Annotated in this window: 14 protein-coding genes; 5 read left to right on the forward strand and 9 right to left on the reverse strand. The window is 70.0% G+C overall.

The features are described from left to right. The first annotated feature begins 37 nt into the window (after positions 1-37). On the forward strand, positions 38-997 hold the full coding sequence (locus OO69_RS43565) for a cyclase family protein (RefSeq protein WP_051801677.1): 960 nt from the start codon (positions 38-40) through the stop codon (positions 995-997). A gap of 338 nt (positions 998-1,335) precedes the next feature. Here the strand turns inward: OO69_RS43565 and OO69_RS43570 are convergent, their stop codons facing one another. From OO69_RS43570 to OO69_RS43585, 4 genes are all read right to left on the reverse strand, one after another. Then, positions 1,336-1,806: an ATP-binding protein gene (locus tag OO69_RS43570; protein ID WP_106971221.1), complete on the reverse strand. Its 471-nt coding sequence runs from the start codon at positions 1,804-1,806 to the stop codon at positions 1,336-1,338. Positions 1,807-2,300: 494 nt separating this feature from the next. Continuing rightward, complete coding sequence (locus OO69_RS43575; protein ID WP_033286530.1) at positions 2,301-3,191, reverse strand: acyl-CoA dehydrogenase; 891 nt, start codon at positions 3,189-3,191, stop codon at positions 2,301-2,303. Position 3,192: 1 nt separating this feature from the next. After that, on the reverse strand, positions 3,193-4,326 hold the full coding sequence (locus OO69_RS43580; RefSeq protein ID WP_033286531.1) for an acyl-CoA dehydrogenase family protein: 1,134 nt from the start codon (positions 4,324-4,326) through the stop codon (positions 3,193-3,195). Then, on the reverse strand, positions 4,326-5,522 hold the full coding sequence (locus OO69_RS43585) for an amidohydrolase family protein (protein ID WP_033286532.1): 1,197 nt from the start codon (positions 5,520-5,522) through the stop codon (positions 4,326-4,328). Before OO69_RS43585 ends, OO69_RS43580 begins: the two co-directional genes overlap by 1 nt. A gap of 105 nt (positions 5,523-5,627) precedes the next feature. Between OO69_RS43585 and OO69_RS43590 the strand changes: the two genes are divergently transcribed. Next, positions 5,628-7,145, forward strand: coding sequence for a class I adenylate-forming enzyme family protein (locus tag OO69_RS43590; protein WP_033286533.1), 1,518 nt, complete (start codon positions 5,628-5,630; stop codon positions 7,143-7,145). Here OO69_RS43590 and OO69_RS43595 read toward each other — a convergent pair. Further along, positions 7,124-7,636, reverse strand: coding sequence for an EF-hand domain-containing protein (locus OO69_RS43595; RefSeq protein ID WP_019057337.1), 513 nt, complete (start codon positions 7,634-7,636; stop codon positions 7,124-7,126). The two genes, OO69_RS43590 and OO69_RS43595, sit on opposite strands and share 22 nt — an antisense overlap. Positions 7,637-7,802: 166 nt before the next feature. Further along, the gene (locus OO69_RS43600) at positions 7,803-8,192 is read right to left on the reverse strand and encodes an STAS domain-containing protein (RefSeq protein WP_033286534.1); all 390 of its coding nucleotides are present in this window, start codon (positions 8,190-8,192) and stop codon (positions 7,803-7,805) included. Between the two features lie 321 nt (positions 8,193-8,513). Between OO69_RS43600 and OO69_RS43605 the strand changes: the two genes are divergently transcribed. Together OO69_RS43605 and OO69_RS43610 are read left to right on the forward strand one after the other, a co-directional pair. Then, a complete protein-coding gene (locus OO69_RS43605) occupies positions 8,514-9,086 on the forward strand; it encodes a sigma-70 family RNA polymerase sigma factor (protein WP_033286535.1) in 573 nt (190 codons plus the stop codon). 194 nt (positions 9,087-9,280) lie between these two features. Next, on the forward strand, positions 9,281-10,549 hold the full coding sequence (locus OO69_RS43610; RefSeq protein ID WP_234444683.1) for a zf-HC2 domain-containing protein: 1,269 nt from the start codon (positions 9,281-9,283) through the stop codon (positions 10,547-10,549). Positions 10,550-10,890: 341 nt separating this feature from the next. Here the strand turns inward: OO69_RS43610 and purU are convergent, their stop codons facing one another. Then, positions 10,891-11,772, reverse strand: a complete 882-nt coding sequence (purU, locus tag OO69_RS43615; RefSeq protein ID WP_033286536.1) for a formyltetrahydrofolate deformylase — start codon at positions 11,770-11,772, stop codon at positions 10,891-10,893. Between the two features lie 229 nt (positions 11,773-12,001). Further along, on the reverse strand, positions 12,002-12,502 hold the full coding sequence (locus OO69_RS43620) for an SCO4402 family protein (protein WP_033286537.1): 501 nt from the start codon (positions 12,500-12,502) through the stop codon (positions 12,002-12,004). Between the two features lie 117 nt (positions 12,503-12,619). Here OO69_RS43620 and OO69_RS43625 point away from each other — a divergent pair, with 117 nt between their 5' ends. Beyond that, a complete protein-coding gene (locus OO69_RS43625; protein WP_033286538.1) occupies positions 12,620-13,930 on the forward strand; it encodes an ABC transporter substrate-binding protein in 1,311 nt (436 codons plus the stop codon). Positions 13,931-13,958: 28 nt separating this feature from the next. On the opposite strand, the gene OO69_RS43630 is transcribed toward OO69_RS43625, so the two are convergent. After that, a complete protein-coding gene (locus OO69_RS43630; RefSeq protein ID WP_033286539.1) occupies positions 13,959-15,737 on the reverse strand; it encodes a hypothetical protein in 1,779 nt (592 codons plus the stop codon). Positions 15,738-15,804: the final 67 nt, after the last annotated feature.

Consider the following 15,804-nt stretch of genomic DNA (forward strand, 5'->3'; position numbering starts at 1 on the left):
CGTCAGATACCTGAGGACAAGCCCCGGGGAGGCCCCGATGTCACCGCAGCCGTCACCGCAGACGTCACCGCCGTCACTTGGTCCCGAGTTCCACGACATCGCCAAGCGCGTGAACAACTGGGGCCGTTGGGGCTCGGACGACGAGATCGGCACGCTGAACCTGATCACCGACGAGGTGATCCGGGCGGCCGCCGCCGAGATCCGCACCGGCCGCCGCGTTCCGCTCGCGCTCCCCCTCCAACAGGACGGCGTCCAGACGGGGATGATCCCCGGCCGGATCAACCCCCTGCACGCGATGGTGCAGATCAACCAGGAACTCTTCGGCCCGGGAACCGTCGCGTGCAGCGACGACGCCGTGACCATGGGACTACAGGCCGGCACCCACTGGGACGCGCTCACCCACGTCTCGCACTCCGGGAAGCTCTACAACGGCCGCCCGGCCGGCACCGTGACCCCGCACGGCGGCGCCGAGTTCAGCGGAATCGACAAGGCCCGGCACATCGTCTCGCGCGGGATCCTGCTCGACGTGGCACGCGCGCGGGGCGTCGATCGCCTCGAAGGAGGTCACGCGGTCACCCCTGAAGACCTGGAAGCCGCCGAGGAGTTCGCCGGTACGCGGGTCCGCGCGGGCGACATCGTGCTCGTACGGACCGGGCGGGTGCAGGTGTATCTGGCGGGCGACAAGCACGGGTACGGCTATCCGTCACCCGGGCTGTCGGTCCGTACGCCGGAGTGGTTCCACGCGCGGGATGTCGCGGCGGTCGCCAACGACACCCTGACCTTTGAGATATTTCCGCCGGAAATAGACGACTTGTGGCTGCCGGTGCACGCGCTCGACCTGGTCGAGATGGGCATGCTGCAGGGCCAGAACTGGAATCTCGAAGAGTTGTCCACAGCCTGTGGACAAGAAAACCGCTACGCGTTCTTCCTCTCCGCGATGCCCGAACCTTTCGTGGGCGCGACGGGAACCCCGGTGGCCCCGATCGCCATCCTCTAGGACAGTCCGGTTATGACGAGGGCCGGACTTACGGTCGGATGGCGGCGCGCTGCTGCCCGCCCCGAGCACGGCACCGCGTGCCGCCATCCGACTCCGGCGCCCCGTCCTGACCCCCGGCCCCGAGGGGGCCCACGCCGAACACGACCCACACTCGCCGAGGGCTCCCGTCACCGAAGCCCTCGCCGTCCCCTCGCGGCGAATCGCTGCCCACAAGCGTGACCACATGGTCACGTCGCGTCAACGCCCATCCGGGGATTTGTGGCGTAAGCCCCTTTTATCGCAGGGCGCGCACGGAAGCACAGCCCGGCGCATCTCCGCCCGGCACTTGCAGGCAGCACCTACACGGCCTCGTACGCGAAGCCCTCGTACGCCGCGGCACCGCCCGCGCACGCGATCTCCCGGGGTTCGCTGTCCCGGTCGATCTCGCACCAGATGCGCTTGCCGGTGCCCTCGGCGCTCCAGCCCCAGCGGTCGGCTAGGCCGTCCACCAGGGCCAGGCCGCGGCCGCCGGTCTCGTCGCCGTCCGCGCAGCGCGGCACGGGCGCCTTGCAGCTGGTGTCGGCGACCTCCAGCCGTACGGTCGCCGACTCGGTCACCACGTCCGGCAGGGAGAGCCGCAGCACGGCCGGACAGCCGGTGTGCACGACGGCGTTGGTGACCAGCTCGGAGACGAGCAGGATCAGCGTCTCCGCGAGCGGTTCGTCGGCCTCTATCCCAGACCCCGCGAGCCGCGAACGCGCCCACCGCCGGGCTCGCCCCACCTCAGCGGGGTCGGGCCGGATCTCCAGCTGCACTTGAAGCACCTGCACCGCTCACACCATCCGAACCGGCGGACACTTAGCCTCGCGCCTCACGAGGGCCACGATCGTAGCCATTTCCTGCATGACCAGAACAACGGCCAGAACCAGGGTCACGGACCGTGAATCCCTTGCGAGACAGCATGGTTGACGTTCAGTCACCCCAACAAGCGCTTCGGGCATATTCCAGCGCGAAGGAGTACGAGTGCGGGATACTGTGCGACGCTCGCCGCGGGCAGTCGAACAGGCCGGGGTGAAAGCCTGTTCTGCCGTGCGAGCGGGGGTGCGCATCGCCCGATCCGGAGCCGCCTCACAGGCAACACCGGCATGGCTCGTACCTTGAACCACTCGCATCCCACACAAGGTACCGGAGCCCATAGACGACTCCAGGCCGTGACAAGTCACGCGTAGGACACAACCCGATATCAACGCTCCGTGATTCCGGTATGCCACGATCCGCGACACCGTTGTCGCCGCCGTCCCGGTCCCCGCAGGCAGCCGCCCCGCTAGCCCGCCTGGGCCAGCAGATCCGCCGCGAGCACCTCCTCACTCTCCGTGTCCCCACCACCACGCCGAGCGCGCACCCACGCCCGTTTCAGATGCAGATGAACCTCGGACTCCCAGGTGAACCCCATCCCGCCATGCACCTGCAGACAGTCCCGCGCCCCCCGCACGGCAGCCTCATCGGCGAGCAACCGAGCCGCGGCGATGTCCACCGCATCCCCGGTAACAGCCGCCGCGTACACGGCGGCCCGAGCCACCTCCACCCGCACCAACGACTGCGCACACAAATGCTTGACGGCCTGAAACCCCCCGATCGCCTGCCCGAACTGCTCCCGAGTCCGGGCGTGTTGCACCGCAAGCCCACACACACGCCCGGCGGTCCCAAGCTGCTCGGCGGCAGTGAGAAGAACAGCAACAGGTTCGGTACGCGCGGGAGCCGGCACCCGATGCAACGGCGTCAACGGATCGACAGACCGCAGCGCTACGGCCCCCTCGGCCCCCGGCAACACGACATCAGCCTCGTCCAGCCACTCCACGAGGCTCCCGTCGGCAGCGGCGACAACCGTCTCTCCGGTAGCCGCGCCCGGCACCACCCCAGCAGCAAGATGCGTAGCCACCAACGGCCCCGGCACCAACCCCCACCCAAGCTCCTCAAACACCAACACAGCTTCGGGAAGCCCAAGTCCAGCCCCTCCCTCAGCTTCAGCCACCCGCAGAGAGAACACCCCAAGGTCGCCAAGGGCCCTCCACAAACCCCGATCCAGCCGAGGAGCTTTTAGGGGCGCGGGGAACTGCGCGACCAGCCCCCACCGGCCCGCACCCGACCACCGACCGATCACACCCCGAACTGCATCCCGCAACACCCTCTGATCATCGGTAAGTTGAAACCGCATGTCAGCGCCCCTTCGGCAACCCCAGAATCCGCTCAGCCACGATGTTCTGCTGAATCTGCGACGTACCCGCAGCGATCGTGTAGGACAGCGACGACAGCCGGTCCAACACCCAAGCCCGTTCCAGGTCAAGGGAGTCGGGCCCAAGAACGTCCGCCGCCACGTCGTACAACTCCTGCCGCGCATGCGAATACCGCAACTTGAAAACCGACCCCCCAACCCCAGGAACGCCCCCACTCGCCTCCGACTCACTCACATTCCACTGAGTAAGCCGCCACAACGCCCTGAACTCAGCGTTAAGCCGCCCCAGTTGACGCCTGATCCCCGGATCATCCCAACGCCCATTCCGCCGCGCTTCGACCGCCAGCTCCCCCAACACCCGCCGACAGGCGACGACTTCACCCACGAAAGCCGTGCCGCGCTCAAAGGAAAGGGTCACCATCGTCACCCGCCACCCGTCGTTCTCGTCCCCCACCCGATTCCCGACAGGCACCCGCACCTCATCAAGAAACACCTCGGCGAACTCCGCAGACCCGGCGAGCGTCCGCAACGGCCGCACGGTGATCCCCGCCGCGGACATCGGCATCGCAAGCCAGCTGATCCCCCGATGCTTGGGCGCCTCCGCATCCGTCCGCACCAACAACTCACACCAGTCGGCGACTTCGGCGTGCGAGGTCCAGATCTTCGACCCGCTCACCACGTAGTCGTCGCCGTCCCGCCACGCACGCGTACGCAACGACGCCAGGTCGGACCCGGCATCGGGCTCACTGAACCCCTGGCACCACACCTCGTCACCCCGCAGCACCGGCGGCAGCCACCGCTCCCGCTGCTCGGGAGTCCCCTCCGCGGCGATCGTCGGCCCCGCGTGCAACAGCCCGACGAAATTGGCCCCTACGTAGGGCGCGCCCGCCTTCTCGGTCTCCTCCAGGAAGATGAGCCGGGTGGTCGGGGACGCGTCCCAGTGCACATGGCCGTAGCCGGCGTCGTACAACATCCGCTGCCAGCCGCAGTCGTAGGCACGACGGCCGGGCCAGTCGTCCGGCGACGGCTTCGCGGGGAGGGTGGGCAGCACCTTGGCCAGCCACTCCCTCAGCCGCGCCCGGAACTCGTCCTCCTCGGCCGTGTACGAGAGGTCCATTACTGATCAAGATCCAGGCCCAGCATGCGGATCGCGTTGCCCCGCATCAGCTTGTAGACCGTCTCGTCGTCGAGGCCCTTCACATGGTCGAGGGCAACTTCCTTGGTATGCGGGAAGGTTGAGTCGACGTGCGGGTAGTCGGTCTCGAACGTGGCGTTGTCCCGGCCCACCACATCCAGCGAAGCGACCCCGTGCTTGTCGCGGAAGAAGCAGCAGAACATCTGCCGGTAGTAGTACGTCGACGGCGGCTCGGGGATGAGATCCCGCACCCCGCCCCACGCGCGGTGCTCCTCCCACACGTCGTCGGCGCGTTCCAGGGCGTACGGGATCCAGCCCATCTGCCCTTCGGAGTAGGCGAGTTTGAGGGTCGGGAACTTCACCAGGACCCCGCTGAAGAGGAAGTCCATCATCGAGGCCATCGCGTTGTTGAAGGAGAGCGAGGCCTGGACGGCGGGGGGCGCGTCCGGGGAGGCGGCGGGCATCTGGGAACTGCTGCCGATGTGCATGTTGACGACCGTGCCCGTCTCCTGGCAGACCGCGAAGAACGGGTCCCAGTAGCCGGAGTGGATGGACGGCAGCCCGAGGTAGGTGGGGATCTCGGAGAAGGTCATCGCGCGCACACCGCGGGCCGCGTTCCGGCGGATCTCCGCCACGGCCAACTCGACGTCCCACAAAGGGATCAGGCACAGCGGGATGAGCCGGCCGCCGCTGTCGCCGCACCACTCCTCGACCATCCAGTCGTTGTAGGCGCGGACACAGGCGAGCGCGACCTCCTTGTCGTGGGCCTCGGCGAAGGTCTGGCCGCAGAAGCGCGGGAAGGTCGGGAAGCAGAGCGAGCCCTCGACGTGGTTGAGGTCCATGTCCTTGAGCCGCTCGGCCGGGTCCCAGCAGCCGGGCCGCATCTGCTCGCGGGTGATGCCCTCCAGGGTCATCTCGTCGCGGTCGAAACCGACGGCGGCGATGTTGCGCTTGTACGGGAACTTGAGATCCTCGTAGATCCACCAGTCGGTGGGCGGGCCGTCCGGGTCCATCGTGATCTGGTATTTGCCTGCCACGTAGGCGAGTTCGCCGATTCCGGCGGTGAGCGGCTGGGGGCCGCGGTCGCGGTACTTCTTCGGCAGCCAGGTCTCGAAGAGGTGCGCGGGTTCGATGACGTGGTCGTCGACGCTGATGATGCGGGGCAGTTCGGTGGCCATGGGTTCCCCTCCGCCGGGACGGTACTTATCTGATGACCCGTCAGATAGCATGTCACCTGACGAGTCGTCAGCCAAGTCGTCAGTCGTCAGCCAAGGAGGGGGACCATGAACGAGACGGCGTACTCCCTGAGTTCCTCCCGCACCCTGTGGGACCTGGTCGCCCGCCGCGCCGACCTCACCCCCGACCGCCCGGTCCTCCTCCAGGACGACCGGGCCCTGAGCTTCGGGGAGTTGCGCGACCGCTCCGAGCGCGTGGCGGCCGGCCTCTACGGCATGGGCGTCCGCCCCGGCACGGTGGTCGCCTGGCAGCTGCCCACCCGCATCGAGACGGCCCTGCTCTCCTTCGCGCTGGCCCGCCTGGGCGCCGTACAGACCCCGGTGATCCCCTTCTACCGCGACCGCGAAGTCGGCTTCGCGCTACGGGAGTCGAAGGCGGAGTACTTCGCCGTGCCGGGCGTCTGGCGCGGCTTCGACTACAGGGAGATGGCCCGGCGGCTGGGAGCTCGGGGGATCTTCGAGGCGTACGACAGCGCCCAACTCCCGGACGGCGACCCGGCCTTACTCCCCGCCCCGCCCACCGACGGCACCTCCGTCCGCTGGATCTACTGGACCTCCGGCACCACCTCCGACCCCAAGGGCGTGCTGCACACGGACCGTTCGCTGATCGCGGGCGGCTCCTGCCTCGCCCACGCGCTCCACCTGACGGCGGACGACGTGGGCTCGATGGCCTTCCCGTACGCGCACATCGCCGGGCCCGACTACACGGTGATGCTGCTGCTGTACGGCTTCCCTGCGGTGATGTTCGAGCAGTTCGCGCTGCCGGACGCGCTGGAGGGGTACCGCAAGCACGGGGTGACGGTGGCCGGTGGCTCAACCGCCTTCTATTCCATGTTCCTTGGCGAGCAGCGCAAGCAGCCGGGCGAGAAGGTCATTCCCTCGCTACGGCTGCTCGCGGGCGGCGGCGCTCCCAAGCCGCCGGAGGTCTACCACTCCGTCGTACGCGAGATGGGGGTCCAGCTCACCCACGGGTACGGCATGACCGAGGTGCCGATGATCACGATGGGGGCGCCCGACGACACCGTAGAGAATCTGGCGACGACCGAGGGGCGGCCGCCGGACGGGATGGAGATACGGATCGCGGAGGGCGGGGAGGTGCGGTTGCGCGGGGAGGCCGTGTGTCAGGGGTACTTGGACCCCGCGCAGACGGCGGAGGCGTTCGACGGGGACGGGTTCCTGCGGACCGGGGACCTTGGTCTCCTGACGGACAGCGGGCATCTCATCCTCACCGGGCGGCTGAAGGACGTGATCATCCGCAAGGGGGAGAACATCTCGGCGAAGGAGATCGAGGATCTGCTGGCCGCGCATCCGGACGTCGGGGACGTGGCCGTCGTGGGGCTGCCGGATGCGGAGCGGGGGGAGCGGGTGTGTGCGGTGGTCGAACAGGCGCCGGGGGCAGGTGAGTTGACCTTGCCCGCCGTGACGGACTACCTGCGCGCGGAAGGGCTGTCCGTGCACAAGCTGCCGGAGCAGCTGGAGATCGTGGACGCCCTTCCGCGCAACGAGACCTTGCGGAAGGTGCTCAAGTACAAGCTGCGGGAACGCTATTCGGGGACGGTGAAGTAGCGGGCGAAGGAGGAGATGATCTCCGCCTCGCCGACCTTGCCGTCGCTGTCCGTGTCGAGGGCGTCGGCGGCCATCGCGGCGATCTCGTCGGGGACGCCGAGGGCCTTGAGGACGCGCACGGTGTCCGCGATCGTGGCCGAGCCGTCGCCGTCCGGGTCGGCGACGTCGAGGGCCGCGTGCAGGAAGGGGCGGCCGATCTCGGCGAAGCGCTCCGGGTTGTCGCGCAGCCGCTTGACCGCGCCGTTGACGAACTCCTCGCGGCTGACGCGCTGGTCGCCGTCACGGTCCGCGATGCCGGCCATGCCCTGCCAGAACGCCTCCGCGCCGATGTACAGGGCCTGGCCCTTGTCGGAGCGGGCCGCCGTACCGAACTCCGCGAGCAGCGCCTTGGCCGCCGAGTTGAAGTCCTCCCGGTCGATGAACCCGTTGCCGTCCTGGTCGAAGGTGGCGAAACGGGCCGCGATCCGTCGCTCGTACTCGGTGCTGACCATGTCTTTCGGGCCGCCTTACTCATGTGGGGTGCGCTTGGGACGGAGCGTACGACGCCGGGGCGGGTCCGGGAGCGGAAAACGACGCTTGTACCAAGACCGGGGAAATTCCGAAACAACGACGTCACGCCGGAAACCGACGCGTCACGCGGAGAGGGTTCGCCTCGTCTCACGCCGAGAGGGGGTCCGCCTCGTCCTCGGGCTCGTCCTCTGTGGCGGTCATCACATCGGGGTAGACGTCGAAGAGACGGCGTACTCCCAGGGCGCCGAGGACCCGGTTGACGTGCGAGCCGTCGACCGCGCCCTGGGCGGGCAGGACCACCCGCAGATGCCCCTGGCAGGAGCGGATCAGACGGCGGGCGGCGATCAGCACGCCCACGCCGCTGGAGTCGCAGAACAGCACCTCGGAGAGGTCGAGGACCAGGCTGTGCTGCCCCTCCGCCACCACGTCGTGCACCCGCTGGCGCAGCACCGGTGAGGTCACCAGGTCCAGTTCGCCGGACACGAGGAGCACGGACCAGCCGCCGCGCTCACCGTCGTTCACTTTGAAGGCCACCATCGCGCCTTTCGCTAGCCGGAACTCCCGGAGACCGTCCGGAAACGGAAGCCGTACCTACGCTTCCTTGCAGCGCGGCTGCCCAGCGGCCGTTCCCTGAAACACGGGGGCAGAAACGGAAACCGGCCGGAAGAGGCTTGTTTTAGTCGCCTTCGATCCTGTTCGATCAGATGTGGGTGGGGTAGGCGCAGATCCGTTACCACCCGCGGCCCTTCGGGGGCGTGCAATTGCAGAATGGGGGGTGCGCTGTCAGACGTGCCCACTACATTCGAAGAGACGGTGAGCGCACGCTTGACTTGGGCACGGACTCGGTGAGGGGGCCGCATGGCGACGAAGGACGCACCGCCCCGTTGGGACCGCAAGATGCAGCAGCGGCTGGCCCGCGGCGAGGCGGCGGCCCTCGGTGAGCTCTACGACCGCTTCGCCTCCCTCGTGCACTCCCTCGCCCACCGCGTCCTGGGCGACGAGCGCGCCGCCGACGGCATCACCCGCGAGGTCTTCGCGCACGTCTGGGAGCACCCCGACGCCTACGACCCCAAGCAGGGCCCGCTGCGCTCCTGGGTGGCCGCGCTGACGCACCGGCTCGCGGTGCAGCGGCTGCGCGCGACCGAGACCGCCGCCCTCGCGCAGGGCGGCCAGGGTTCCACGGAGGAGCTGGAGCGCAAGGTCCGCCGTGCCTCCGTCGCCGCCCGCGCCGACTACATCGTCACGTCCATGCCCGCCCCGCTGCGGGCCGCCCTGGAGCTGGCCTACTTCCAGCGCCGTGACTACCGCCAGACCGCCGTCGACCTCGGCGTCACCGAGGACGAGGCCCGCCGCCGCCTCCGCCTCGGCCTCCAGCTCCTGTCCACCGCCCACGACGCCGGCGCACCGCCGGGGGCGGGGGGTCCGGCGTGAGCGATGCGTGGCGGGAGGGGTTCGAGAGGTACGAGGGGTACGGCGAAGGGGCCGGGGAAGGTGAGGAGGTCGTGCCGGCGCAGGGTGGGGCGGGCGGGGGTCCTGGTGGGCCTGGTGGCTCCGAGGACGGTCGCTCTGTGAACGACGGCTCCGGGAACGGCGGTTCGGTGAACGACGACGGCGACGACGACGGCATGCGGGGCGGTTCCGGGGACGGTGGTTCCGTGGACCGGGGTTCTGTGGGCGGCGAGGGGGAGCCGCCTCGCATTCCCATGCCGCGGGCCTCTGTTGAGGACAGTGGGCGGCCGTTGCCCGAGCTGGATGCGGTCGAGTCGCGGGGCGTGCCGTTGGTTCTGGAGCACCGGGTGCTGAAGGCGCTGCTCGGGGCGTGGGCGCTGGCCGCGTGTTCGGCGGCGGAGACGGTGGCCGTGGAGGAGCACCTCGGGGAGTGCGGGGCGTGTGCGGAGGAGGCGTTGCGGTTGCGCGGTGCGGTGGGGCTGCTGCATCCCGTCGAGCCGCTCGACCTCGATCCCGGGCTGCGTACGCGGGTGCTGACCGGTTCCTTCGACCGGCGGCCGCCGCGGATTCCGGTGCCGGTGTGGGCGACGCCGTACGACGCGGAGACGGCGCGGCTGGACGCGCTGCTCCAGGACATAGGTGACGCCGAGTGGCACGCGCCCGTGCGGTTGCGGTGGTTCGAGGGCGACGGGCCGACGAGCCGTCGTACGACTGTCGCCGGGGTCATCGCGCATCTGCTGACCGTCGACGGCCTGGTCGCGGCGGCGCTCGGCCTCGACGACCCGCTGACCGGGGAGAGTGCCGCCAAGGCCATGACGCCGGCTTCGCGTACCGAGGCGTACTGGAGGTCGTCGCACTTCCCGCCGACCCGGTCCATCCGCTCGCCGTGGCGCGAGCAGAGCCACAACATCGTGCGCACGGTGTCGTTCACGGGCGGCAGCACCGGCAAACTGGCCGTCTCCTACGGCGACTTCGAGCTTCCGTTGCACGATGCGATGCTCGACCGGGCCTTCGAGTGCTGGGTGCACGCGGGGGATATCGCGGAGGCGGTGGACTACCCGTACGATCCGCCGTCCCCTCGCTACCTGAACCGGATGATCGACCTCGCTGCGCGCATGCTTCCCGTGGTGCTGGCCGAGCGGCGGCGGCATGGGTTGGCTTCGCCGGGGAGTGGGCGGCATCTGGTGGGGGCGGGTGAGCCTGGTCGTAGTCTGCGGCTGGAGATCGAGGGGCATGGCGGGGGTGAGTGGTTGATCTCCCTCGACTCGCCCGGGGCGGTGGGGTCGGCCGAGCGGGAGGTTGCCCATATCGCCCTGGACGGTGTGGAGTTCTGCCATCTGGCCGCGGGGCATGTGCCGCCGGAGGAGGCGGCCGCGGGGCAGCTCGGTGACCGGGAGGCTATCCGGGATGTGCTGTTCGCCACGGCGAGCTTGAGCCGGATGTAGGGGCCATTCGGTTTCGATTTTGGCTGCGGGTGAGTGGGGGCTGGTCGCGCAGTTCCTCGCGCCCCTGAGGGGGGTCGGGTTCGTCGTCGGCTGCGGGTGCGTCGTGGTTGCTCGCGCAGTTCCTCGCGCCCCTGAAAACTGGGCCCGGGATTCGAAGGAGCCCAGTTCCCCGTGCCCTGAAAGTACGTGCAGTGGTCCCACCCAAGGGGCGCGGGGAACGGCGCGACCAGCCCCCACGCACCCGCAGCCGACTCTGAAACCGAACCCCTCAGGGGCGCGGGGAACTGCGCGACCAGCCACGACGCGCCCGCAGCCGCCCCCGATCCAGCAGCCCCGCGCTCCTAGGCGAACACGACAGTCCGGCGCCCGTTGAGCAGAATCCGGCGCTCGGCGTGCCATTTAACAGCTCGCGCCAGCGCCTGGCACTCCACGTCGCGCCCGATCGCCACCAACTGGTCCGGCGTCACGTCATGCCCCACCCGCTCGACCTCCTGCTCGATGATCGGGCCCTCGTCGAGGTCGGCGGTGACATAGTGCGCGGTCGCCCCGATCAGCTTCACGCCCCGCAGGTGAGCCTGGTGATACGGCTTCGCGCCCTTGAAGCTCGGCAGGAACGAGTGGTGGATGTTGATGATCCGCCCGCTGAGCGCCTTGCAGAGGTCGTCGGAGAGGACCTGCATGTACCGGGCGAGGACGACGAGTTCGACGTTCTCCTCGCGGACCAGGTCCAGAACCCGCGCCTCGGCCTCGGCCTTGTTGTCCTTCGTCACCGGGATGTGGTGGAAGGGAATGTGGTACGACTCCACGAGCTCGGCGAAGTCCGTGTGGTTGGACACCACCGCCGCGATCTCCACCGGCAACGCCCCGATCCGGGCCCGGAAGAGCAGGTCGTTGAGGCAGTGCCCGAACTTGCTGACCATCAGCACGACCCGCATCCGGTCCGCGGCCCGGTTGATCTGCCAGTCCATGTGGAACGAGTCACCGATCGCCGCGAAGCTCGCCCGCAGCTTCTCCACCGTCACCGGCGACTCCGCCGAGAAGTGGACGCGCATGAAGAACAGTCCCGTGTCGTGGTCACCGAACTGCTGGCTGTCCTCGATGTTGCAGCCGGTCATGAAGAGGTAGCTCGACACGGCGTGCACGATGCCCTGCTTGTCGGGACACGACAGCGTCAGGACGTACTGGTCGGCGAGTGCCGCGGCTCGGGTGGACTGCGCGTTCATGCAGGACAGGTTCGCATATCCCCCTGAGCAGAGGCACAGCCGTCCGCCACCCGGACCCACCCGCGCAGACCAAACGCACGACGCGTCACGAAGGGGCGCGAGGAACGGCGCGAGCAACCACGACGAACCCGCAGCCGACGACGAATCCGAACCCCCCTCAGGGGCGCGGGGAACTGCGCGACCAGCCCCCCACCCACCCGCACCCGCCGACGCCCCCCGCAACCCACCCCTACGCAGACCGCGTAATGATCTGCAACACCTCAAGCGTCCGCGGCGCCGCCTCCGGATCGTCCCCGTCGCTCACCGCCATCCGCACATGCGCGTCCCGCGCCGCCCGCACCGCGTCCGGCCACGCCTCGTGATCGACGTACACGGAGACATGGGCGTCCGGGCCGACCTGGTGCATGATCCGCAGGACGCGCAGGACCGCGGTGTCGACGAGCGCCGCCTCCTGGGAGTCGCGGAAGATCGTGCCGACGTACTTCTCGGCGGACCAGTTGTCGAGCCAGGTGTCCTCGACGAGGCGGTAGACGGCGTCGGTGACGTCGCCGTACCCCTCGGCACCCGACAGCCAGACGTTCTGCTGGAACGCCGGATCGGAGAGCATGTGCAGCGCGGAACGCACGTTGCTGCGCCAGCGCCACCAGGGCATGTCGTTCAGTGGCATGCCGCCCATGGTGGAGGAGCGACGGGGGCGACGGGAAGAGTTCTCCGAACCTTGCACGGTCATCGATCGTACGTTCCTCGTCACACACACAGGAACGCCCCCCGTAATTCACCTCCACGTCACCACTTGTTGACCCCGAGTCACACCCGGGTTAGTGGCGTGACGGAAGCGTGTCTGTCCATGACAGGCAGGCGACGCAACCGCAGCACCTTCCTCCCCACCTTCACCCGGCCCGTCAGAGCGACCGTGCTGTCGGCGGCCGCCCTGGGGGCATGCGCGTCGCTCGTGGCCGGCTGCGGAGTCATCCCCGGTACCGCGGGGGGCTCCGGGGACGGCTCGATCACCGTCATGACGTGGGCGCCGTGGGACACCAACGCGACCAACAAGCCGGGCATGCCCGCCATGGCGACGGCGTACGCGAAGTGGATCAACAAGCACGGCGGGATCAACGGCCGCAAGCTCAAGGTACTGACCTGCAACGACCACAACACCAGCGTGGCCGCCGCGAAGTGCGCCCGGCAGGCCGTGCAGGAGAACGTCGTCGCGGTCGTCGGCTCGTACAGCGAGTTCAGCGACTCGTACTTCGCCCCGCTGGAGGGCGCCGGCATCCCGTACATCGGCGGCTACGGCGTGACGACCGAGGAGTTCACCCGCGCCCTGTCCTACCCCGTCAACGGCGGCCAGCCCGCGCTCCTGGCGGGCCTCGGCAAGGAACTCGCCTCGACCTGCGGCCCGGTCACCCTCGTACGGCCCGACTCGATCGCCGGCGACGACCTGCCCCCGCTGCTGAACGCCGGGCTCGCCGCGGGCGGCCACGCGGCGGCCACCGACCAGCTCGCGGCCGACGACGCCACCGAGTACTCCAGCCAGTCGACGCGCGCCCTGGAGAGCGCGAGCGGCGGCTCGGGCAAGGAGGGCTGTGTGGTGCCCTCGCTCGGGGACCGTACCGACACCTTCATGGACTCCTTCCGGCGCGACCGCCAGGACTATCCCGCGGTGCACGCCGCGACCGTGCTCGGCAGTGTCGACCAGACCGAGATCAACTCGACGGGCGGGCAGTCCGGGCCGTACGAGGGGTCGTACATCACGGGCTGGTACCCGGTCGCGAGCGACGCGCGCTGGGACCCGATGAAGAAGGCCGTCAACGAGGTGGCCTTCGGCGACAACCGCATCGACCCGGCGGACGCGGGGGTGCAGACCACCTGGATCGCGTACACCGCGTTCAAGACGGTCGTGAACTCGCTCGGCAACGGCGACATCACCGCCGACACCGTGCGCCGCGCCCTCGACGACGGGGTGAAGGTCAACACGGGCGGGCTCACGCCGACGCTGCAGTGGAGCCCCCGCGACGACAACCTCGCCTCGGTCGGCCTGGCCCGGCTGGTCAACGCGAACGTGACCCTTCAGGTCGTACGGAAGGGCGTTCTGGTGTCCGCGAAGAAAGGCTTCTTCGACATGACGAAGACGCTGGACAGCGCGGACCTCGGCTGAGAGCCGTGATCCGCGCTGTCGGGAGTGGTCAGAGCTGGGTCGGCTGGCGCTGGGTCAGGCCGTAGGTCTTCGCGATCGTGTTCCAGAGGGCGGCGGCCTTGGCCTTCTGGTTGCTGGCAACACCGCTCGCCGCGTTGCCGGCCGCGGTCTGGCCGGTGGTGCGGGCCTGGCCCTTCTTGCAGCCCTTCTTGCCGGCCGCCTGGTCGGCCCAGCTCGCGTAGTGGTTGTCGGCCGACGCGGACGCCTTCCACGCGTTGGTGAGGGCGGTGGTCAGCGCCGCGTTGTCCGGCAGCTTGTCCACCGTCAACTGCGAGAGCTTGGTGACCAGTTCGGCCCGCTGCTTGGCCGCGTCCCGCAGGTCGGAGGCCGAGTCGCCGAGCTTGTTGCAGGCCTTCACATTGCCCACGGCGTTGATCACCGAGGCGCGGCTGCTGCCGCTGTCGGCGAGCAGCTTGTCCAGGGCGACGGCCTGTTCCTTCGCGGCATCGGTGCCCGCCGACGAGGAGCCGTCCGTAGCGGCGGAGGTGGCGGCGACCGTCTTGTTGTCGTCGCTCTTGCCGCCGCCCCCGCTGAGCAGGGCCCCGGCACCGACCCCGAGGATCGCGATACCGACCCCGATCCCGGCGATCAGCGGCACCCGCGAACGGCGCCCGCCCCGGCCGCCGTCGTCGTCGTGCCCACCGCGCCGGCCGCCGCCGTCCCCGGGCGGGGCGTACGACGGCTGTGCGTACGCCTGCTGCGCGTACGGCGGCTGGGGCTGGCCGTAGCCCTGCTGCCCCGGCTGCTCGGCGCGCGGCGGCTGCTGGAAGCGGGGCATCTGCTGGGTGGACGCGGCGGGCTGCTCGCCCCCGGCGTCGCTGCGGAAGAGGTTGTCGAACTCGGCGGGCGGCTGCCGGTCGTCCGGCCCGCCCGGCCGTGCCCCGTACCCGGGAGCGCCGCCCTGCGCGGGCACCGGCGGGAGGAACTGCGTGGGCTGCGCGTCGGGGTGCGCGGCCTGCGGCATCGGGCCCGCGGCCGCGGGCATCTCGGGCGGCAGCGCCCCGGGCCCCACGGGCGGGATGAACTGGGTCGCGCCCTCGTCCATGGGGGCGGCGGGCACCGGCGGCAGGAACTGGGTGGCACCCTCGTCGCCGGGCATGTTGGCCACCGGCGGGATGTATTGCGTCGCGCCCTCGTCGGCGGGCGGCAGCGGGGCGCTCGGGAACGCGGGGGCCGCTGCGGGGAGGGGCGCGCCGGAACCGGAAGCGCCGTGTCCGTATCCATAGGCCTGGGCGTCGGTCCCGTAGCCCTGGGCTGCGCCCTGCGGTATCGCGGGCGACTGGTCGGAGGCGTAGCCCGCGCCGACGTACCCGGCGGCGGGCTCCTGGGCGTAACCCGACGGGTACTCCTGGGCGTACGACTGCTGCTGCACGCCGTAGGCCGCGTGCTGGGCGCTCTCCTGGGGCAGGGCGCCCGGCTGGGCGGGGACGCCGTCCTGGGCGCCCCACGGGGACGCGGCGGGCTGCTCGGGAGCACCCCACTGCTGCGGCTGCTGCTGTTGCTGCTGGTCTCCCCAGCCCTGGCCCGGCGGCGGAGCCGGGCTCTGGTGCTGGTGGTGATGCTGCTGGTCGTGCTGGTCCGGGCCCCACGGCCCGCCCCAGGACTGGCCACTGGTCGGAGGTGCTATCGAGGGCTGCCCGCCCGACTGCTGGTCACCGCGTCCGCCCGTCATACCCGGCAGGAGGGGTGCGCCTCCGTCGGAGGGCAGCACGATGCCTTCGCGCGCGGGCCGCGCCGAGGGCTCCTCGCCCTGTCCACTCTGCGTCACCGGGACTCCTACGAATGGGGGACCTTCGGGATCGTCGGCTCACGCTACCGGGTACCCCGAGCCCGGT

Origin of the sequence: Streptomyces sp. NRRL F-525 (genome assembly GCF_000716605.1) — a bacterium.
Classification (GTDB): domain Bacteria; phylum Actinomycetota; class Actinomycetes; order Streptomycetales; family Streptomycetaceae; genus Streptomyces.

What these genes read in the sequence shown, in the direction of transcription:
- OO69_RS43565 (WP_051801677.1), top strand. Translation starts at nt 38, where the DNA reads ATGTCACCGCAGCCGTCACCGCAGACGTCACCGCCGTCACTTGGTCCC.
- OO69_RS43575 (WP_033286530.1), bottom strand. Translation starts at nt 3,191, where the DNA reads ATGCGGTTTCAACTTACCGATGATCAGAGGGTGTTGCGGGATGCAGTT.
- OO69_RS43580 (WP_033286531.1), bottom strand. Translation starts at nt 4,326, where the DNA reads ATGGACCTCTCGTACACGGCCGAGGAGGACGAGTTCCGGGCGCGGCTG.
- OO69_RS43585 (WP_033286532.1), bottom strand. Translation starts at nt 5,522, where the DNA reads ATGGCCACCGAACTGCCCCGCATCATCAGCGTCGACGACCACGTCATC.
- OO69_RS43590 (WP_033286533.1), top strand. Translation starts at nt 5,628, where the DNA reads ATGAACGAGACGGCGTACTCCCTGAGTTCCTCCCGCACCCTGTGGGAC.
- OO69_RS43595 (WP_019057337.1), bottom strand. Translation starts at nt 7,636, where the DNA reads ATGGTCAGCACCGAGTACGAGCGACGGATCGCGGCCCGTTTCGCCACC.
- OO69_RS43600 (WP_033286534.1), bottom strand. Translation starts at nt 8,192, where the DNA reads ATGGTGGCCTTCAAAGTGAACGACGGTGAGCGCGGCGGCTGGTCCGTG.
- OO69_RS43605 (WP_033286535.1), top strand. Translation starts at nt 8,514, where the DNA reads ATGGCGACGAAGGACGCACCGCCCCGTTGGGACCGCAAGATGCAGCAG.
- OO69_RS43610 (WP_234444683.1), top strand. Translation starts at nt 9,281, where the DNA reads ATGCGGGGCGGTTCCGGGGACGGTGGTTCCGTGGACCGGGGTTCTGTG.
- purU (WP_033286536.1), bottom strand. Translation starts at nt 11,772, where the DNA reads ATGAACGCGCAGTCCACCCGAGCCGCGGCACTCGCCGACCAGTACGTC.
- OO69_RS43620 (WP_033286537.1), bottom strand. Translation starts at nt 12,502, where the DNA reads ATGACCGTGCAAGGTTCGGAGAACTCTTCCCGTCGCCCCCGTCGCTCC.
- OO69_RS43625 (WP_033286538.1), top strand. Translation starts at nt 12,620, where the DNA reads ATGACAGGCAGGCGACGCAACCGCAGCACCTTCCTCCCCACCTTCACC.